Here is a 17,807-nt window from a genome sequence, read left to right as displayed (position 1 = left end):
CGTCAAATTTTATTTGTGAGTTAAGTAGGAACACATGACGAAAGAGATTGTTTTAACAGGAATTACTACGACAGGTACGCCTCATTTAGGCAACTACGTTGGTGCGATCCGTCCATCAATTGAAGCAAGTCGTATTGATAGCAATGAAGCGTATTTTTTTCTAGCGGATTTTCATTCATTAATTAAATGCCATGATCCAGCTAGAGTTCAACAGTCTCGTTTGGAAATTGCCGCTACTTGGTTGGCTTGCGGTCTAGATCCTGAAAAAGCAACGTTTTACCGTCAGTCTGACATTCCGGAAATTGCCGAACTGAATTGGTTATTGACCTGTGTGACAGGTAAAGGATTAATGAATCGATCGCATGCATATAAAGCCGCCGTAGACGAAAATATCGCATCGAATCAAGATGCAGATTATGGTGTGACAATGGGACTATTTTGTTATCCCGTCTTGATGTCAGCAGATATCTTGGCGTTTAACGCAAAGAAAGTGCCTGTGGGTCGAGATCAAATTCAGCACATTGAAATGGCGCGTGATATTGCTGGGCGCTTCAATCATATCTTTGGTCAGCATTTTGTTTTACCTGAAGCGGTTGTAGGAGATGAGACGTCTTTGTTAAAAGGCTTAGACGGCCGTAAGATGAGCAAAAGTTACAACAATACGATTCCTCTTTTTGATGGGGAAAAGAAATTAAAGAAAGCGATTAATAAGATTGTTACCAACTTATTAGAGCCCGGTGAACCGAAAGACCCTGAAGGCTCAACGGTTTTTGAAATCTATCAAGCTTTTGCTACACCAGAAAAAACAGCAGAAATGAGGCAGAAGTTTGCTGATGGCATTGCATGGGGACAAGCAAAGAAAGAGTTGTTTGAATTGATCGATGGCGAACTCTCTGACGCCAGAGAAAAGTACAATGAATTAATGGCAACACCTGAAGTTGTTGAAGAAATCCTTCAAGCTGGGGCAAAAAAAGCCCGTATCCGTGCTCAAGGTTTGTTAAAAGAATTAAGAGAATCTGTTGGGTTAGTGAATTTTAATTAATAGGAGTGAGTTATGAAGTCAAGTGTATATGCTTTGATAGTCGCTTTTGCGCTTTCGTTGGGTGTTGGTGGTTACAGTAGTGATGTGGAAGCTAAAAAGTTTGGCGGTGGTAAAAGTTTTGGTAAGAGTTTCTCTACACCAAAGCAAGCGGCTGCACCAACTTCTTCTGGAAAAGCATCAGGAACAGCAGCTGGTACAACTAAAAAAAGTGGTTTCCTAGGTGGTCTAGGTGGTGGTTTACTTGGTGGCCTATTAGTAGGCGGTTTATTTGCGTCCCTATTTGCCGGTGGCACGTTTGACGGTTTTGCATTCGGTGATATTTTATTGTTTGCTGTTGTTGGATTCTTGATCTACAAATTCTTTATTGCTCCCAAACGTCGTCAAGCAGCTCAAGCGGCTGGTATGGGGGCTCCGGACAATCAAATGTTTCGTAACATGGATCAACCTACCTATGGCAGTAACAGCACAGGTGGTTTCGGTGGTCAATCATCGGCTCAAGCGATGCAATTCCCTCCAGGCTTTGATGCAGAAGCATTTGTTGATGATGCAACCAATCACTACAAGGCACTTCAAGTGGCGTGGGATGAGAATAACTTTGAAGAAATTCAAGATTATGTGTCTCCTGAGTTGTATAACTTGTTAAAAGAAGAGCGTCATAAATTAGGCGAAGATAAGCCTAAGACTGAGGTTGTGTCTGTGACTGCGAATTTGGTTCGTGGTGAGTACATCGGCTCAACAGCATCCATCAGTTTAGAATTTACCGGTTGGATTAAAGAAGGTGAATACACTTCTGATACGAAAGAGTTGTGGCATTTGGAAAAAAGTATAACAGACGCACATTCCAATTGGACAATTGTTGGGATTGAGCAAGGTAACTAATTGTTACTTAAAAAAATAAGGTAAATCTGCTAACTTTTCGCTAGACTATATAGAACTGCTAGTGAAACTGGTTAGCAAATTTCCCCGATTAAACAGAATCAAAACGGATGTAAGCCATGTCTGAGATTGCGACACTTAAAGATTCCAGCAAAACCGTAGTGGAAAGCAAGAAAGGTGAGTTACTTCAATACTTAACTTTTAAGCTTATTGATGAAACGTATGGTATTAATGTAATGCAAATCAAAGAAGTTTTGCGTTACAGTGAAATTGCCCCTGTCCCAGGCGCTCCTTCTTACGTATTAGGTATTGTGAACTTACGTGGTAATGTTGTAACGGTTGTTGATACTCGCGTTCGTTTTAGCTTACCTGAATGTACAATCACTGATAATACTCGAATTATTATTATCGAGCATGAAGGCGAGCAAGTTGGCCTTTTGGTTGATGCTGTACAAGAAGTCTTCTACTTATATCAAGGTGAAATTGAACAAAGCCCGAGTGTTGGTAATGATGAAGCATTAATGTTTATCCAAGGCGTTTACCAGAAAGAAGAAGAGCTTGTTATTTTGCTTGAACTGAATCGTATGTTTGAAAGAAACGATGCTCTTGGTATCGAAGCGATGTAATTCCGACGCTGAACAATATTAAAGAATAACGTTATAAAAAGAGCCGGCTGATACTGGCTCTTTTTGTTTGCCCAGTGAAGTACGCAACCCCGCTAGGTTGAAAGAAACCCCTAGATTAAAGTAATAATGGACACAGTAGAAATAGAAATGAGGGTCAGTTGCTTGTATGATTTAGGCTCTCAAACAATTCACTGAGAGGTTATCACAATGGAAGACCAATACAAGCAACTGACACTTGAAGAAAGATACCAGATTTAGATATACATTAAACTGGATTTCTCAGCTAGAAAAATATCTCAATTGCTTGATCGCAGTAATAAACCTATTTGTCGTGAGTTAACTCGGTGCAACGGTGGCAGTTATGATGCAGAATCAGCACACTTAGACAGCATAAAAAACGTAAAAAAGCGGTTAAATTCTGTCAACATGCTTCTGTTCAAGATATTGTACACTCTCTGTTAGGCCACTGAGCAGATAGCAGGTAGAATGAAACGAGAAGGGTTCTCTATAAGCCTTTCATGTACAGGTATCTATAACTTAGCTAAACAGTATCGCTGGTCCAGCTTACTTGCTCGTAAAGAAAAACCTTACAAACCTCGTAAAGGGGTAGATACCGTCGCAAAGCGAATACCTAACCGGGTAGACATTGATGAACGGCCTGATATTGTAGATAAAGAAGAAATTGGACATTGGGAAGGTGGTACAGTGTATTGTCAAGATAGTTACTTGGTGACTTTAACTGAGCGAGTAATAAAGGCACTATTAACATGTCGTGTTAAAAACAAGTCAAAAAATTAGTGACGCGAGCGATAATCAAAATGCTTAAGCCGTTCAAAAATCTCTGTAAAACAGTGACGTTTTATAACGGTGGAGAGTTTGCAGGGCATGAGAAAAATAGCTAAATCGATCGATTGCAAAGTCTACTTTGCCAAACCTTATCATTTTTGGTAGCGGGGATTAAACGAGAATACTAATGGCTTATTACGTTGTTATTTTCCAAAAGGTATGTGCATAGCAGCGTTATCCATCGAAGCGGAACGTGTCAACCTGTTTTGCACTAGCTAGCTAATAATTATATTGTATACTAATAAATGACTTATAAGGATTTAATAGTTATTTTTTAATTGGAACTCCCTAGCCAATTCATTTACTTGTTGTCTGAACCAAATATGGCTTGCATCATGATGCAGTAATGGGCTCCAAATCATTTTTAGTTCGATAGGAGGGATGTAGAAAGGCGGTTCTAAAATCACCAAATCAGGGTTGTTTTTATTGATCATTGCAACCTTTTTAGGCAATGTGGCAATAAGGTCTTGTTCAAGAGAGAGATGCATCGCTGTATGGTAGCTTCGAGTGAAAACTCGGATGCTGCGTTTTTTATCAATTGCTTGTAACGCTTCATCAACCCAACCTAACTTTTGAACATCGGTCGGATCCATGCCGACGCCAACGCCAAATCCTGTTTTACTTACCCATATGTGCTGTGATGTGAGGTAGGCATCTAGGTTGAAATTATGTTGTATAGGATTGTTAACGCTCATCATGCAGACGAAAGAGTCCATCCATACACTTTTGTTATGGAATGATTGAGGGAGCTCATCAAATCGATTAATGGCCATATCAATTTTCCCTGCTTCGACATCATGAAAAGTAACATCGCTTGGTGTCATAATATCTAGTGTAATTCCTGGTGCGTTTTCACGTAGGCGATTTAGCAGCAAAGGAATAACGGTTGAGGTTGCATAGTCACTGGCCATAATGCGAAATACTCTAGTGCTGGTTTTTGCATTAAAGTCTGCCGCAGGTTGCAATGCCTCTTCAAGTTCCAGTAATACTTTACGGACAATAGGTTGAAGCCGTAGTGCTTTTTCAGTTGGCTTCATGCCTTCGCTTGTTCGTACTAATAGTGGGTCACCTAGTAAGTCTCTTAATCTTTTTAGTCCATTACTCATTGCTGGTTGAGTAATGTTTAACTTGCTTGCTGAGCGGGTAACATTGCACTCCCTGAGTAGCACGTCTAAATAGATGAGTAAGTTAAGATCGATTCTATTAATATTCATACTTTTTATGTTCTGATTTGAATTTATTCCTTATGTGAATTAATTTTACAGGTAAAATCTAAAACCTCAATGATCATTAGCCTTTTAGTGTTGTTGCTCTGCTGTGGAGAGTTATTGTTAATATGTGATAAAGTTGATTGAGCTCGTTTCACTCTATCTGTTTTTTTGATTAGAAAGTGTATGTAAATATGAAAGCGTCGTGTTTATGTGGTCTTGTTCAAATGGAGATAAAATCTCCCTTTATTAGCTCTTCTTATTGTCATTGTGGGCAATGTAGAAAAAGTCATGGAGCAGGTAGTGTTGCTTATGGTGTTTGTTTAAAAAATGATATTGAGTGGATATCTGGGAAAAAGAAAGTTCGTTGTTTTGAATCTTCTGAAAAGGTAAAGAGGGGCTTTTGTAAAGAATGTGGCAGTAATCTTTACTACTACAATAAAGATTACCCGAGTCATTTAGACATTCCATTAGCGATTCTTGATGATAAATCAACAATTCAGCCTGAATGTCATATTTATGTCTCCTCCAAAGCGGATTGGTACTCAATAAATGATGAGTTGCCACAGTACTCAAAAGAGCGATGATAGCGCTTTTAAGTTGACCGTTTAATTAATCAGCGATGACAGTTCTATTTGCTTGCATTGCTCAACAAATTTTTGAGCGTTTTGAGTCAAAGCCGAGCCTTTTGGAGTCACAATTAACAATTTTCTATTTAGCTCTAAAGGGGTTTTGAACAACCTGATTAAGCCTGCATCGAGCTCTTGTTTTAACGCCAGTTTGGACAAACAGCCTAGCCCCATCTTATGAATTACTGCTTGCTTAACTGCCTCCATATGAGCTAAAGATAGGCTGATTTTTAACTGAGGAAGATTTGAACCAATGGCTTGTTCTAGAATGTTTCGAGTGCCAGACCCTGCTTCCCTCATAACCCAGTTTGCTTCTGCCAAATCATTCCATGAAAGCGCTTCAGGCCCGTCTAACTGGGATGAGCCAAACACTGCCATTTCATCTTGAAGCCAAATATCAACTAGCAGTTCTGGGTGTTGGCAATACCCTTCAATAAACCCAACCTCAGCTTTGCCTGTTAAGAGTTGTTGAATGACGTTTTGAGTATTACCGATTTCTAAATTAAATCGAATGTTTGGATGACTTTCTTGGAACTCCGACATTTGTTTTGGTAAAAGATAGTTCCCCACACTAACACTGGATGCGAGTTGAAGAGAGCCGCTTAGTTCATCGGAGTTCCCCATACTCTCTATTTGTTCTATTTGACTTAAAACGGCTCTTGCTTGAGGTAATAAATGTCTTGCTTGAGGTGTGATTTGTAAGCGTTTTCCATGTCTACGAAAGAGAGGTCTACCTAAAAGCGCTTCTAACTCCCTCAATGCTTGGCTGGCAGCGGGCTGACTAATGGCTACTAAATCAGCGGCAGCAGTAACGGAACCTGTATGAACAACGGCTTCAAAAATTTGTAACTGTCTTAATGTGATTTTCATAAAACGTTTTTCTTTGCTAGCAAGAGCACCATAGTGAGATATGATGAGTAAGTTGTCGATTACTCGGTTTGTTGTTTTTATGATTATATAGATTTTCTAATGTTGTTCGAGCAATATGTGAAAGCGCTGTATTTGTAAAGTAACCTTGATGTCTGGTTACAACTACTATTAGGAAAGGTTAACATGAGCTAAAAAATACTGTCTTGAATAATAATTCCTGATATCCTCAAAAAATAATGCACCTTCTTGTTTGTAAACATCTAAGCCAAGGTAACCTATTTTTCCAGTATATAAGGCATCTATCGCTTCTTGATCATTAACAAAGCAAGAAATAATATCGAAGCCTTGTGTGAGGTTGACTGTTTCTACGCTTAGTCTGTTTTCAAAAAATTCTAGTTGTATATTGTCGTAACAGTTTTCGTTGTTTTACGTTTGCTTGTCGTACGCTTTACTAGAAAAAACAGCTACTTTCATGAGGTAAACTTCAGTTATGAATCGAAATACGTTTTTACATCATTTATCAATGTTGCTTTGTTGTTGGTTAAGGAAGATGCGAATAAGTCTACTAAGACTCAGTCTTTCAGAGAAACCGTCAAATAAGGCACGATTCTGCAGGAATGTTAATACCTTCCAAAGAGTCGTAACGAAATGTGACGGTTTCTCTGAAAGACCCGCAGGGCATGGTCTAAAAGCCAGTATTCTTTGTTGAGTATCTCGAAAATAGGCCCGCTATTCACATTCGATACTCGCCTCGAATAGCCGGCTTTTATCCACATGCTGAGACAAGAGGACTTATTCGCACCTTCCTTAAGGAAATATTGATGTAGAGCAGGTTTGATTTTATGTGATTATTTATTTTTAAGTGACGAAGATAATAAAGAGGAGGGGAATCATTTTTTATTGCTTTTTTATAAGATATTAAAAATTAATTTTCTATAAAAATCCCTTTAACTTATTGATTGATAAAGTATTAAGTTCGATTTTTGATGCTCGTATAAAATAAGTATAACATAGGGTTGATCTTACATAGTTTTGGTACTAGAATGGCCTTGTTATAAAGAGTTGGCAATATTTATGTCCAGAGTTACGAATATTACATCAGTAATGCTCAATCTTGTACTTACATAAGTAATACCGAGTTTTTTGGCACTATCCACATTGGAGTTTTTCCATGTGACTTATAGATTAACAGGATAATGAATATGTCTGATGTAGTAACTGGTGTAGTTAAATTTTTCAACGAAACTAAAGGTTTCGGTTTTATCACTCAAGATAACGGCCCTGATGTGTTTGTTCACTTCTCTGCGATCAACTCTAGTGGCTTTAAAACACTAGCTGAAGGTCAAAAAGTTGAGTTTCAAGTGGTTCAAGGCAAAAAAGGTCCAGAAGCGCAAAACGTTACTCCTGCATAAGGAAAATGTTTCTGGTTAGTTCCAGAGCGATCTGTTCTTTGAGATGAATTCGGCTTAGGTCGTATTATAGAAAATAAATAGTATACATTTGTATGTAATTGTTTATTTTTTAGGATTCCCTCTTATAAAAAATGAATTTTCATAAGAGTTATTATATAAAATACAGGGTAATAAATTATGTCTGAAGTAGTAACTGGTACTGTTAAATTTTTCAATGAAACTAAAGGTTTCGGTTTTATCACTCAAGATAAAGGTGCTGACGTTTTTGTTCATTTTTCTGCGATCAATTCTAACGGTTTCAAAACTTTAGCTGAAGGTCAAAAAGTTGAGTTTCAAGTAACTCAAGGCAAAAAAGGTCCAGAAGCGCAAAACGTAACTCCTTTATAAGGAATATGTTTCTGGTTAGTTCCAGGGCGATATGATCTTTCAAAAAAGACGACGTATGTCGTCTTTTTTTTATGCCTTTATTTTGTCATATTATTAATTGAGAGGAGCTAATTAGTAAGCTTCTGACGGTTATTTTTAGCCATAATTAGTCTATATTAAATAGATTTTTTACTCATTGTTAGTAGTGTTCATTTCAATCTCTCAATCTTTAGTTCTTTATGTTAAAGCGGTGCAAAAATGCGTTTAACCTTATATACGATATAAAAGACAGTTGATACTGAATTCGTTTAAGATTTTATGGTAAGTATTTCGTTTGAGACGTATCTATGCATTAATCAGGTTAAAATACATTGTCCTGATAAGATATGGTGCTTCTGCTGTGTAGGGTTATTGTTTCTTAGTCAGACAGTAATGCAGCAGTACTTCCGCATAGTGTCATAATAAATAAGAACCATTTTAAGGTTTTGGGGTTTGCTTTAATGGCAAATTTTACAGCTAAATGAGAGCCTAGGACCGTACCTATGCTTAGCGTCAGACCTGGTGCCCATAAAATTTGATCATTCCAAATGAAAACGCTAATAGCTAGGCTGGTAAACGCTAAGGTACAAACCATTTTTAGTGCGTTTGTTCTAACTAGGTCGTATCTTAATGTTCCTGCAAGTGCTCCTATTAAAATAAATCCAACTCCCGCTTGTACAAAGCCGCCGTATACTCCTGCAATAAATAGAGCGATCCAGGCGCTTGGCCTATCTTTCACCTTGTGTGGAATAGTGCCCGGAGGAGGAGATATAATACTCGGTCTAACCAGCATTATGATTGTCATGGCTATCATCGCTGAAAGTAGCAATGGTTTTAATAGTTCTGGCGGTGCAAATGACGCAATAATGCTTCCAACCACCCCTCCGATTAAAGTGGGTATCATGACAGGCATTATGTCTGAAGTGTCCAGTTTTTTGGCTTTTTTGAAGCCTATAATACCGGCAATAGATTGCAATAAAACGCCTACGCGGTTGGTTGCATTGGCTATATCAGCAGGCATCCCCATTACCATTAAGGCAGGTAGTGTAAGGTTAGAGCCACCGCCGGCTAAAGTGTTTATAATACCTGCGATAAACCCTGTACCCAAAAGAAGGGCGATGTAGGTGAAGCTCATGTCCATTGCTGGAGTCCATTTAGAATTGATGATTAATTAGAGCAACTAATATACCTTTTCTTGATGGAAAATAAGAGTTTTTATCTTTTTGTTTTTAATGAAAAATTTGATAAGGAGAAAATTAAGGTGTCAAAATCTCTTCAAGAGCAACTCATGAAATCTGGGTTAGTTAATAAAAAGAAAGCGAATAAATTAAAGGCAGAAAAGCTTCAGCATAAGCAAAAAGTAAAAAATGGTAAAGCAGAAGCGGATGATGTAAATCAAAGACAAATGGAGTTGAAAAAGCAAAAAGAAGAAAAGGCTGAAAAAGACCGATTACTGAATCAGCAGAAAGAAGAGGCGGCGTTAAAAAAAGCCGTACAGGCTCAAATTCGCCAAATGATAGAGGTAAATAAAATTCGTAAAGAAGAGGGGGATATTGCTTATCATTTTAAAGATGATAAAAAAGTGAAAAAATTGTACATCAGCCAAGAACTGCACAACCAACTTTCAAATGGTGTGTTAGCCATTGCTAAACTTGATGGCGTATATGAATTGATTGCTGAGCCTGTTGCTGCAAAAATCAGTCAAAGAGACGAGTCTTACATCTTGGTGTGTAATGACAGGCAAGAGGATATCGATGATGAAGATGATCCTTATGCGGATTTCAAAATACCAGACGATTTAATGTGGTAAATTTGGGCTTTGTAGAGACTGTAATTAATTTTGTGTAACTAATCCATCACAACATATTCTATAGAGAATATAAGGATAGGTATTTCGAATTAATGCTTCACATAGGACGAGCTCATTTGTATCTAAACTGACTTATCATAAGTTATTATGATTGTGTTGAGGATATACTTATCTATCATGATATGGGTCAATAAAATGTTGTTTTATTTGAGGCTGTTTTAAGTCTGTACGGTTTTTATTAAGGTTAAATAGGACATGAAAAAACAAAGCTATCTATTCTCACCAAGAGACATTGTCTCTCTTGCTATTGATAAATCAGATCAACGTTTTCCTGTAAATCGTATATTTTGTGTTGGTAGGAACTATGCCCAGCACTCAAGGGAAATGGGCGATGACCCGGAACGTGACCCTCCATTTTTCTTCTGTAAAGATGTTTCAAGTGTGTTAAATGTCACTTTCTCTGATGTGTCTGAGGTTTCCTATCCATCAGGGACCAATCAATATGAGTATGAAGCTGAATTAGTCGTTGCGTTATCTAAAGGAGGGAGAAACCTTTCCGAGAAGGATGCTTTGAACGCTATTTTTGGTTATTCCATTGGCTTGGATATGACTCGCAGAGATTTACAAGTTCAGGCAAAGAAAAAAGGCCGCCCTTGGGAAATTGGAAAATCGTTTGAGCAATCGGCCCCTCTTTCTCCAATCAAAATGGTCCAGCACATCGGTATATTAGATAGAGGTTCTATTGAACTGAAGGTTGATGGTATAACTAAACAAAAAAGTAATTTATCGTGCTTAACTTGGTCTGTTACTGAAGTGATCAGTCGATTGTCGAGTATGTTTGAATTGCATGCAGGCGACTTGATTATGACTGGGACGCCAGAAAATGTTGGTTCTGTTGAAATTGGTGAGACGATCGACGTGTCAATTGAAGGGATTGGAGGCTTCCAGCTAAAAGTCATCGAATAAATAGTAGGTTAGATCCCTAATTTTAGTGCTAACTAGATGGTCTACAGTGATATTGTTTGCTTTATGATTGTAAACATTGAATGTGTATTGTGCACCTAGTGTTGATTATTAGAAAAATTCAGCTTGACATTGTCAATGTGTGTCTCCAATTTGAATGAGTTCTGCTCAGTTTGCTCTTTCTGGCAGAATTTAATTTGAATGTCGGTATGCTTCTTCTTTTTTATCTCTCGTTTTACTCTCCTTCTTAGTTTGTTTTCATTCTCGTCTTCATACAAATAAAAAATAAGTGTGTATTTTATGTGTACGTTTTTTAAATTGATTGACTTTTATAGGTTTTATTTAGACTTGTGAAAAAGCACTAAAGTGTAAGTTCATAATATCTGTCATATGTGGTGGATTTAGTATGAAATGTTAAGCAAAAAAGCAATTGGTTATTCTCGTATTGTTTGCAAAACAGAACGCATTATATTGTTTTTACCGAATACGCCTACTCAGGGTGTTCGACTGGTATTTGTATAATAATTTAATAAGGAATAACCGATGAAAAAATCTTTAATTGCTATTGCGGTTTCAAGTGTTGTATTCACGTCTATTGCGCAAGCGTCTGATGACTCTTATGTAGATGCCTACGGTAATATTCAGCTTGTGTACCATAATTCTGATTTGTCTGATGGTGGTAGTGAGAGTGAAATTACAGATAATGGTTCAACGTTTGGATTCAAAGGCGAGAGTAGGATCAACAATGACTTGACGGGTTTTTTCAAATACTAGTTAGAAGCTGATGCCGATGAAAAGACAAAAGACATCGAAATAAACCTGGATCAGGCGTATGTAGGTGCAAAAGGTAACTTTGGTAAAGTTCAGATTGGGACATTTGATAGTATTTATAGTAATGCTATTCAAGACGGTATAGATCAATTTGAATTTGCAGATATTGAAGGTTCAGAAACAACAAAAGAAGGCGATACTATTGCTTACTTTAGTCCATCTTTTAACGGTTTAGAAATTCAGTTGTCTGTACAGGTTAAAGGTGATGCTGAATCAGAGGTTGCAGCGTCTCAAGTTGAAGAGGATGAGTCATTAACTGCCGTTGTGAAATACAGTGTTGATAATCTAACGTTGGCTTTTGGTTACGATGCTTTAGAGAATACGGTCAATGCTGAAGAAACATTGGGCCTGTCTGCTAGCTACCAATTAGATGGTGCAACAACGTTACTGGCTAAATATGAAGAGAATACGGATGTTGATAGTCGTGTTGGTGTTGGTGCTTCTTATGAATATGGTATTGGTCGCTTGTACGGATCATTTCAACAAGTTGACTTAGAGTTATCTGGTTCTGAAGATTATGATGAGTATGCTTTAGGTGCAACGTATAACCTAGGCGACAATGCTTATGTTTATGTTGAAGCAGGCCAACAAACCTCAGATGAACTGAACTTCTCAGCGGTAGGAGCATACTACAGTTTTTAAGTAATGTTATAACGTTTTTGTTTGATTACAAATGAGGTTTTATTTTTGAGTTTTCTGTAAGAATGGAGGGCTCAATGGTACAGAATAGTCACTCAACGTTCCGCTGTAAGTCTGATGTGATTCTTATGACGGCGAATTTAGCACACTCTAAAGGGTGTGCTTTCCTTTGTCTGATACATGAGAACCTAGATGCTATTTTGGCTTGAGTTGGGTTTTCTGGGGGCATTGAACAATGCAAATGCATCTCGTAATCTGTCTGATAGTGTGTTTTGTGCTTTTAATTGTAATATTTCAATAGCAACCTCAGCGGTGCATAAACCAATGGATTTTTGATTACGTCGTAATAGATATTCTGATTTTTTTTGATTAGAAAGGGCGTAATGGTATAGAGAATGGAGATATGGGCTTCTATTATAGATTTTTTGAGCTTCTTGCCAGGTTCCATCTAAGATAATGAAGTGCTCAATTTGCTGAATAGATTCTTCTGGTAATGTTTTGATTGGCCATTTGGCGGTTTCCATAATTGGGTACACAAGTGCCGTTCTTAAATGATCTATAGAGGTAAGAGTGTCATTGGGCTGTTTTCTGTGCCATTCAATGACGTCACAGCTTTCTTGTAAGACTTGCTTAACCAATTGTCCAGTACCTGTACTTTTGTATTGTTCCCTTTGATGAGTGAGTAATATTATTTTCATTGTTTCGTGGCTCATTTATGAGATTACTGTGAAGGCTATCATAAAAAAAGCCCTAGTTAAGAGTAACTAGAGCTAAAAGAACCAGTAATCACTGGTTTTACAAGATCAGTCTTTTAAGTCCTTCGGAGAAAGGGTAAACAATACCAACAATGAGAGCCGCAGAGATGAGCATTGGATAGAAGAGTGCTCTTTCTCGCAGCCTGATATGATGGCCGGTATTGTAGCTGGAAATGTCATAAAAAAGAAGAACTTAACTAACTCATAACCATTGTTTTGGGACAGTACTGTGGCGCTTGCGAAAAAATTGTTTCCATAAGCGATTTGATCGCCAATAAAAAATACACTAAAGCGGATATCGCAAAATCTGTCATTACGTTTACGAGAGCATTGACCTGATTTTTTGTCTAACGGTACACACTTCTAAAAAGGCAACCTCGGCATGCATTGCAAAGACCATGATGGCACCTAAAAGTATGAACATAGTATTGGAACTTGAAGCTAACATTTCAACAGCATTGTTTATTTGAGCCACAATATCTTCTTTTTTTGTATCATCATGGTGTGCGCACAGATTATTTTGTTTTCTAATGGTGCAAAAATGGATTTCAAAATCATTTTTTATTTTTGTTTTGTAATGAAACAATATCTAGACCGTTTGTTGCTTTTTGGTGCGTTGATGGATTTTTTATGACCTAGTTATGAATTTTGTATGAAGTTCCCTTAAGGTTCTTCCCATTTTATTTTGTACATCATATGATCTATAGGGTGATGTATTTTTGGGCAATGGGTTTGTTTCTAATCTATTGGAATATAAAAGACGCCACATAAATATAGGAATACCTTGGAATAATACATTCTGCAGGTGATAAATAGATCGACCCAATAAGGGCGGCATAAAATATAATGAGGTTTGTATGTCTGGTGAAATTGTAGCGGGTGTTGTTAAGTGGTTTAACGATGAAAAAGGGTTTGGCTTTATTGAGCGTGAGGGAGGGGCAGATGTTTTTGTTCACTTTCGTTCCATCAATGGAACAGGTCGTCGTACGTTAGTAGAAGGCCAAGCTGTTAGTTTTGAAGTGATTGATGGTCAAAAAGGTCCGCAAGCAGAAAACGTTACCATTGCTTAGTTCTACTTGATTCAAAAAAGCCACGCTTGTCGTGGTTTTTTTATGTCTAGTTTTTGTGTTAATTTCCCTGTCTATTTTTTATTAAAGGAGTCTGGTATCAATTTGCCCATTTTGTATTCATTTAGACGCTGTCCTTACGCCATTCGTACTCGTTATGTATTGGCCTTTCTTGGTGTAAAAGTTGAGTTAAGGGAGGTTGTTCTCAAAGACAAACCAGATGAATTATTGAGCTTAGGGGGGCGTTCTACTGTCCCGCAATTGATTGATAATGGTGTTCGGTTTGAAGAAAGTTTGGACATTATATTTTGGGCAATTGAGAAAAGCCAAAAAAGCACGCCTGAACATGATGCTCTTGCTGAGCAACTATGGCCGAACGATGAAGACGTGCAGGCTGTTATTAAAGAGTGGATTGACGAAAATGATAATGAATTCAAAGGGTGGTTGGATAAATACAAATACTCGGATCGTTTTCCAGAATATACGGAAACATTTTATCGAGAGAAAGGAGAAGTGTTTTTAGAGAAATTGGAGTGTCGATTAAAAGAATCGTCTTTTTTACTTGGGGATCAAATAACCTTGCTTGATATTGCGATTTTTCCTTTTGTAAGGCAATTTTCAGGGGTTAACATGAGTTGGTTTGAGGGGAGCCGTTACTTGAACTTAAGAAGATGGCTTTCTATGTTTATAGAGTCTGAGCTATTTAAGACAGTAATGGAGAAATACCCCAAGTGGGAGAGTGGTCAAGAAAAAACGCGGTTTCCATAATACGTTGTTTAGATACTATTCATCATTACGTCATTCAACGGGTTGTAAAGTCGGATGACGTAATGAATGGCGTATTAGTCAATCGCACCAAGAGTGACCCAATAAAAAAAGTCAGGAGCGGCATCTTTCGGGAGTCGTGGAGAGATAAATTTATTATTGTCATCTAGGTGTTTTGATGTAGGGTAATTATCTCTTAATATTGCTATATTACTCTGAGCTAAGTCAAATTGATTTAAATCAATATAGGCTTGAACAATAACGGCCAAAGCATCTTCAACTGAATCAGAACTTGGGTAGTTTTCTAACACGGCTTTTCCTCGACCTAGAGCAGATAGAGGGGCTTTTCGTTTGAAATAAAATTGAGCCACTTGCAGTTCATGTTTGGCAATGACATTGCGTAAATACACCATACGCGCTTTAGCGTCAGGAGCATACTTACTCTCTGGATAGCGTTTTAATAATGAGGAGAATTCATTAAAGGCAGTGGTTAATTCACTGACGTCTCTTTCACTAGGGTCTAGAGGTAAATAGCGACCAAGAAAACTCTCTGTGCTTTTATAGGTTGTTAAGCCTCTCATGTAGTAGGCGTAATCTAGTGACGAATGATCTGGATAGTTTTTGATAAATCGTTCAACATGGGCATGTGCTGCAATATAATCTCCTGCTTCTATGTAAGCATACACCAAATCAAGTTCCGCTCTGATTGTGTATTCGCCAAAAGGGTAGCGGTTCGTTAGGTCTTTTAGATGTTTAGCTGCGGTTGTTGGTAATCCATCCTCTAAAGCCTCTTGAGCTTTTTCATAGTATTCTTGCTCTGGAAGGTCTGGTGTTTGAACCGTTTGATTTGAACAAGCTAAAACGAGTGAAGAAAAACAAGTAATTGTTATGAATCGCAGCAACGACTGATGAAATCCCATGTATAATTAAAACCTTAAATAAGTAAAAGTTGCCAAATTGGCTATTTGTGGCTCGTAAGTGTGAAACACTGTGTTAAATAATAACAGAGCTGAGTCTTTATTATCACTTGATGATGTGTGAATTTTATGTAATTTCCACTTATCAACAATTTAAGTACATTGTATGGCAGAGCGTATAGTAAAAGAAGCCCAAGTTCCTGTGGATTTTGGCGGGCAACGGTTGGATCAAATTGCAACTGAGTTGTTTGAGGATTTTTCTCGATCTCGTATTCAAACTTGGATAAAAGATGGAACAATTCTAGTTGATGGTAAGCAAGTAAAAGCAAAAGAAAAACTATTTGGTGGTGAAACTATTACACTTAGTGTGGTAGTTGAAGATCAAGAAGTACATTTACCGGAAGATATTCCTTTAAACATCGTTTATGAAGATGATGATATTTTAGTGATTAACAAGCCGTCAGGGTTGGTTGTTCATCCAGCGTCAGGGCATAGAGATGGTACGTTATTGAATGCCATTCTACATCACGCTCCTGAAGTTGGTCATGTACCTCGGGCAGGTATCGTGCATCGATTAGATAAAGAAACAACAGGTTTAATGGTTATTGCAAAGACTCTTGCAGCTCAAACAGATCTTGTTTCTCAGTTACAAGATCGTAGTATGGGTCGTGAATACGAAGCCATTACTATTGGCGTTATGACTGGTGGCGGTGTTGTGGATGAGCCAATTGGTCGCCACCCTCACAATAGACAAAAACAAGCTGTAGAGCCAATTCACGGAAAAGACTCTGTTACTCATTATCGATTGGTAAAGCGTTTTAAAAACCACACTCATATTCGTTTGAAGCTTGAAACTGGCCGCACACATCAAATTCGTGTTCATATGTCGTTTATTAAATTTCCGTTGGTAGGTGACCCTCAGTATTCTGGTCGTTTGAAGATGCCTAAGGCATGTACGCCAGAGCTTCAGGAAGGGATTCGCTCATTTCGTCGACAAGCGCTCCATGCAAAGAAACTTGAATTAAGCCATCCTATTACGGGTGAATTTATGGAATGGGAAGTTGACCTTCCTGACGATATGCAAGCCCTTATCGCATTGTTGAAGCAGGATATGGATGATTCGGGCAGCGAAGACTCTGAATACTACTAATCTTAAGTAAAAAGATTGGTAATTGATCGTAAATTATTGGGTATTGGATGTGTCTAATTTGTTACGATTGGAACAATGTTTAAAAGTGCAATAAATGATAAAGCGGCCAAAAGGCTGCTTTTTTTTGGAAGTATGTTTTCTTCTAACTACTGTTTCAAGAGGTTGTCTCCTATGAGTGAAGAATTGTATGTGATAACCCCAGATTGGCCTGTGCCAAGCCATGTAAAGGCGTTTGTTTCCACCCGTAAAGGGGGAGTGAGTTCAGGGGGGTATCAAGGTTTAAATCTTGGCGGACACGTAAATGACCGCACCGAGTTAGTTGAACGAAACCGAGCTTTGTTTGCTCAAAAAACGTCTATGCCAAACACGCTTCAATGGTTAAACCAAGTGCATAGTACGGACGTTGCGACACTGCCATTGGTTGAGGGAGCAAGCAATATGGCGGATGCGGCGATTACTTCTCAAGCACAACAAATCTGCGCTATTCTCACGGCGGACTGCCTGCCTATATTGCTCTCTAATCAAGAGGGTTCACAGGTCGCGGCTATTCATGCTGGTTGGCGTGGGTTATGTGATGGTGTGATTGAGGAGACGGTGCGTCAATTTAATCCATCTGGCTGCATTTATGCTTGGCTAGGACCTGCAATTGGAGCGTCTTCTTTTGAGGTGGGTGAGGAGGTGCGTGCTGCTTTTATGGCGTATAGCATTGAAGCCTCTCAAGCATTTGTATCTAAGCCAAACGGTAAATGGTTAGGGGATTTATATTTACTTGCAAAGCAACGTCTTGAGATGGTCGGTATCCACCAAGTATACGGAGGAGATCGTTGTACCTATGCAGAAGACGAATGGTTTTATTCTTATCGTCGTGACGGTGTTACGGGCAGAATGGCAACGCTTATTTGGTTTGAATAGTGTTTTGTCGAATTGAATATGAATAAAAAACCGTATTATTTTGATTGGTGTCATTATTTTGACACTCTGGTGTTGGTTTTTTGT

The 17,807-nt window shown here is 38.1% G+C and carries 20 protein-coding genes and 2 pseudogenes; 16 read left to right on the top strand and 6 right to left on the bottom strand.

The window, feature by feature from the left end:
- The first annotated feature begins 34 nt into the window (after positions 1-34).
- From trpS to ACMUMJ_RS02875, 5 genes and pseudogenes are all read left to right on the top strand, one after another.
- Entirely contained in the window at positions 35-1,042 is a 1,008-nt protein-coding gene (gene trpS, locus ACMUMJ_RS02895) for a tryptophan--tRNA ligase (protein WP_414677296.1), read from the top strand.
- Positions 1,043-1,054: 12 nt separating this feature from the next.
- Entirely contained in the window at positions 1,055-1,921 is an 867-nt protein-coding gene (locus ACMUMJ_RS02890) for a Tim44 domain-containing protein (RefSeq protein ID WP_414677295.1), read from the top strand.
- Between the two features lie 116 nt (positions 1,922-2,037).
- On the top strand, positions 2,038-2,544 hold the full coding sequence (locus tag ACMUMJ_RS02885) for a chemotaxis protein CheW (RefSeq protein ID WP_414677294.1): 507 nt from the start codon (positions 2,038-2,040) through the stop codon (positions 2,542-2,544).
- 486 nt (positions 2,545-3,030) lie between these two features.
- Complete coding sequence (locus ACMUMJ_RS02880; protein WP_414677293.1) at positions 3,031-3,342, top strand: hypothetical protein; 312 nt, start codon at positions 3,031-3,033, stop codon at positions 3,340-3,342.
- A 117-nt stretch (positions 3,343-3,459) separates the two neighbouring features.
- Positions 3,460-3,576, top strand: a pseudogene (locus tag ACMUMJ_RS02875) (IS30-like element ISVsa7 family transposase); the annotation flags it as partial.
- Between the two features lie 74 nt (positions 3,577-3,650).
- On the opposite strand, the gene ACMUMJ_RS02870 reads toward ACMUMJ_RS02875, so the two are convergent.
- Positions 3,651-4,604 carry a LysR family transcriptional regulator gene (locus ACMUMJ_RS02870; protein ID WP_414677292.1) on the bottom strand — a complete coding sequence of 318 codons (954 nt, stop codon included), beginning with the start codon at positions 4,602-4,604 and terminating at the stop codon, positions 3,651-3,653.
- Positions 4,605-4,792: 188 nt separating this feature from the next.
- Between ACMUMJ_RS02870 and ACMUMJ_RS02865 the strand changes: the two genes are divergently transcribed.
- Positions 4,793-5,185: a GFA family protein gene (locus tag ACMUMJ_RS02865; RefSeq protein WP_414677291.1), complete on the top strand. Its 393-nt coding sequence runs from the start codon at positions 4,793-4,795 to the stop codon at positions 5,183-5,185.
- 21 nt (positions 5,186-5,206) lie between these two features.
- Here the strand turns inward: ACMUMJ_RS02865 and ACMUMJ_RS02860 are convergent, their stop codons facing one another.
- Complete coding sequence (locus ACMUMJ_RS02860) at positions 5,207-6,097, bottom strand: LysR substrate-binding domain-containing protein (RefSeq protein WP_414677290.1); 891 nt, start codon at positions 6,095-6,097, stop codon at positions 5,207-5,209.
- 1,202 nt (positions 6,098-7,299) lie between these two features.
- Here ACMUMJ_RS02860 and ACMUMJ_RS02855 point away from each other — a divergent pair.
- Both ACMUMJ_RS02855 and ACMUMJ_RS02850 read left to right on the top strand, forming a co-directional pair.
- Positions 7,300-7,509 carry a cold-shock protein gene (locus ACMUMJ_RS02855; RefSeq protein WP_414677289.1) on the top strand — a complete coding sequence of 70 codons (210 nt, stop codon included), beginning with the start codon at positions 7,300-7,302 and terminating at the stop codon, positions 7,507-7,509.
- Between the two features lie 177 nt (positions 7,510-7,686).
- A complete protein-coding gene (locus ACMUMJ_RS02850) occupies positions 7,687-7,896 on the top strand; it encodes a cold-shock protein (RefSeq protein WP_414677288.1) in 210 nt (69 codons plus the stop codon).
- A 397-nt stretch (positions 7,897-8,293) separates the two neighbouring features.
- Here the strand turns inward: ACMUMJ_RS02850 and ACMUMJ_RS02845 are convergent, their stop codons facing one another.
- Positions 8,294-9,055, bottom strand: a complete 762-nt coding sequence (locus ACMUMJ_RS02845; protein ID WP_414677287.1) for a sulfite exporter TauE/SafE family protein — start codon at positions 9,053-9,055, stop codon at positions 8,294-8,296.
- A gap of 120 nt (positions 9,056-9,175) precedes the next feature.
- Between ACMUMJ_RS02845 and ACMUMJ_RS02840 the strand changes: the two genes are divergently transcribed.
- The 4 genes from ACMUMJ_RS02840 to ACMUMJ_RS02825 all read left to right on the top strand — a co-directional run bounded on the left by ACMUMJ_RS02840 (position 9,176) and on the right by ACMUMJ_RS02825 (position 12,160).
- Positions 9,176-9,724: a DUF2058 domain-containing protein gene (locus ACMUMJ_RS02840; protein ID WP_414677286.1), complete on the top strand. Its 549-nt coding sequence runs from the start codon at positions 9,176-9,178 to the stop codon at positions 9,722-9,724.
- A 255-nt stretch (positions 9,725-9,979) separates the two neighbouring features.
- On the top strand, positions 9,980-10,690 hold the full coding sequence (locus ACMUMJ_RS02835; protein ID WP_414677285.1) for a fumarylacetoacetate hydrolase family protein: 711 nt from the start codon (positions 9,980-9,982) through the stop codon (positions 10,688-10,690).
- A gap of 540 nt (positions 10,691-11,230) precedes the next feature.
- Entirely contained in the window at positions 11,231-11,461 is a 231-nt protein-coding gene (locus ACMUMJ_RS02830; RefSeq protein ID WP_414677284.1) for a porin, read from the top strand.
- Between the two features lie 33 nt (positions 11,462-11,494).
- Positions 11,495-12,160, top strand: a complete 666-nt coding sequence (locus ACMUMJ_RS02825) for a porin (RefSeq protein WP_414677315.1) — start codon at positions 11,495-11,497, stop codon at positions 12,158-12,160.
- A gap of 185 nt (positions 12,161-12,345) precedes the next feature.
- On the opposite strand, the gene ACMUMJ_RS02820 is transcribed toward ACMUMJ_RS02825, so the two are convergent.
- Together ACMUMJ_RS02820 and ACMUMJ_RS02815 are read right to left on the bottom strand one after the other, a co-directional pair.
- A complete protein-coding gene (locus ACMUMJ_RS02820) occupies positions 12,346-12,855 on the bottom strand; it encodes a DTW domain-containing protein (RefSeq protein WP_414677283.1) in 510 nt (169 codons plus the stop codon).
- A 115-nt stretch (positions 12,856-12,970) separates the two neighbouring features.
- Positions 12,971-13,360 (bottom strand): annotated as a pseudogene (locus ACMUMJ_RS02815) (ammonium transporter); the annotation flags it as partial.
- Between the two features lie 409 nt (positions 13,361-13,769).
- Between ACMUMJ_RS02815 and ACMUMJ_RS02810 the strand changes: the two are divergent.
- Together ACMUMJ_RS02810 and ACMUMJ_RS02805 are read left to right on the top strand one after the other, a co-directional pair.
- A complete protein-coding gene (locus tag ACMUMJ_RS02810; protein WP_414677282.1) occupies positions 13,770-13,982 on the top strand; it encodes a cold-shock protein in 213 nt (70 codons plus the stop codon).
- Between the two features lie 42 nt (positions 13,983-14,024).
- A complete protein-coding gene (locus ACMUMJ_RS02805) occupies positions 14,025-14,747 on the top strand; it encodes a glutathione S-transferase (RefSeq protein ID WP_414677281.1) in 723 nt (240 codons plus the stop codon).
- Between the two features lie 74 nt (positions 14,748-14,821).
- Here ACMUMJ_RS02805 and bamD read toward each other — a convergent pair whose 3' ends face one another.
- Complete coding sequence (bamD, locus tag ACMUMJ_RS02800) at positions 14,822-15,664, bottom strand: outer membrane protein assembly factor BamD (protein ID WP_414677280.1); 843 nt, start codon at positions 15,662-15,664, stop codon at positions 14,822-14,824.
- A gap of 163 nt (positions 15,665-15,827) precedes the next feature.
- Between bamD and rluD the strand changes: the two genes are divergently transcribed.
- Together rluD and pgeF are read left to right on the top strand one after the other, a co-directional pair.
- Complete coding sequence (gene rluD, locus ACMUMJ_RS02795; protein ID WP_414677279.1) at positions 15,828-16,811, top strand: 23S rRNA pseudouridine(1911/1915/1917) synthase RluD; 984 nt, start codon at positions 15,828-15,830, stop codon at positions 16,809-16,811.
- A gap of 171 nt (positions 16,812-16,982) precedes the next feature.
- Entirely contained in the window at positions 16,983-17,723 is a 741-nt protein-coding gene (pgeF, locus tag ACMUMJ_RS02790) for a peptidoglycan editing factor PgeF (protein ID WP_414677278.1), read from the top strand.
- Positions 17,724-17,807 lie beyond the last annotated feature (84 nt).

It is taken from the genome of Marinomonas phycocola (assembly GCF_047525455.1).
Lineage (GTDB): Bacteria > Pseudomonadota > Gammaproteobacteria > Pseudomonadales > Marinomonadaceae > Marinomonas.
The sequence above is the reverse complement of the archived record's forward strand: the minus strand, read 5'-3'. Positions and strand labels throughout refer to the sequence as shown.

Bases quoted from the DNA above. Each gene is read 5' to 3' on its own strand.
- trpS (WP_414677296.1), top strand. From the start codon at position 35: ATGACGAAAGAGATTGTTTTAACAGGAATTACTACGACAGGTACGCCT.
- ACMUMJ_RS02890 (WP_414677295.1), top strand. From the start codon at position 1,055: ATGAAGTCAAGTGTATATGCTTTGATAGTCGCTTTTGCGCTTTCGTTG.
- ACMUMJ_RS02885 (WP_414677294.1), top strand. From the start codon at position 2,038: ATGTCTGAGATTGCGACACTTAAAGATTCCAGCAAAACCGTAGTGGAA.
- ACMUMJ_RS02880 (WP_414677293.1), top strand. From the start codon at position 3,031: ATGAAACGAGAAGGGTTCTCTATAAGCCTTTCATGTACAGGTATCTAT.
- ACMUMJ_RS02870 (WP_414677292.1), bottom strand. From the start codon at position 4,604: ATGAATATTAATAGAATCGATCTTAACTTACTCATCTATTTAGACGTG.
- ACMUMJ_RS02865 (WP_414677291.1), top strand. From the start codon at position 4,793: ATGAAAGCGTCGTGTTTATGTGGTCTTGTTCAAATGGAGATAAAATCT.
- ACMUMJ_RS02860 (WP_414677290.1), bottom strand. From the start codon at position 6,097: ATGAAAATCACATTAAGACAGTTACAAATTTTTGAAGCCGTTGTTCAT.
- ACMUMJ_RS02855 (WP_414677289.1), top strand. From the start codon at position 7,300: ATGTCTGATGTAGTAACTGGTGTAGTTAAATTTTTCAACGAAACTAAA.
- ACMUMJ_RS02850 (WP_414677288.1), top strand. From the start codon at position 7,687: ATGTCTGAAGTAGTAACTGGTACTGTTAAATTTTTCAATGAAACTAAA.
- ACMUMJ_RS02845 (WP_414677287.1), bottom strand. From the start codon at position 9,055: ATGGACATGAGCTTCACCTACATCGCCCTTCTTTTGGGTACAGGGTTT.
- ACMUMJ_RS02835 (WP_414677285.1), top strand. From the start codon at position 9,980: ATGAAAAAACAAAGCTATCTATTCTCACCAAGAGACATTGTCTCTCTT.
- ACMUMJ_RS02830 (WP_414677284.1), top strand. From the start codon at position 11,231: ATGAAAAAATCTTTAATTGCTATTGCGGTTTCAAGTGTTGTATTCACG.
- ACMUMJ_RS02820 (WP_414677283.1), bottom strand. From the start codon at position 12,855: ATGAAAATAATATTACTCACTCATCAAAGGGAACAATACAAAAGTACA.
- ACMUMJ_RS02810 (WP_414677282.1), top strand. From the start codon at position 13,770: ATGTCTGGTGAAATTGTAGCGGGTGTTGTTAAGTGGTTTAACGATGAA.
- ACMUMJ_RS02805 (WP_414677281.1), top strand. From the start codon at position 14,025: ATGTCTAGTTTTTGTGTTAATTTCCCTGTCTATTTTTTATTAAAGGAG.
- bamD (WP_414677280.1), bottom strand. From the start codon at position 15,664: ATGGGATTTCATCAGTCGTTGCTGCGATTCATAACAATTACTTGTTTT.
- rluD (WP_414677279.1), top strand. From the start codon at position 15,828: ATGGCAGAGCGTATAGTAAAAGAAGCCCAAGTTCCTGTGGATTTTGGC.
- pgeF (WP_414677278.1), top strand. From the start codon at position 16,983: ATGAGTGAAGAATTGTATGTGATAACCCCAGATTGGCCTGTGCCAAGC.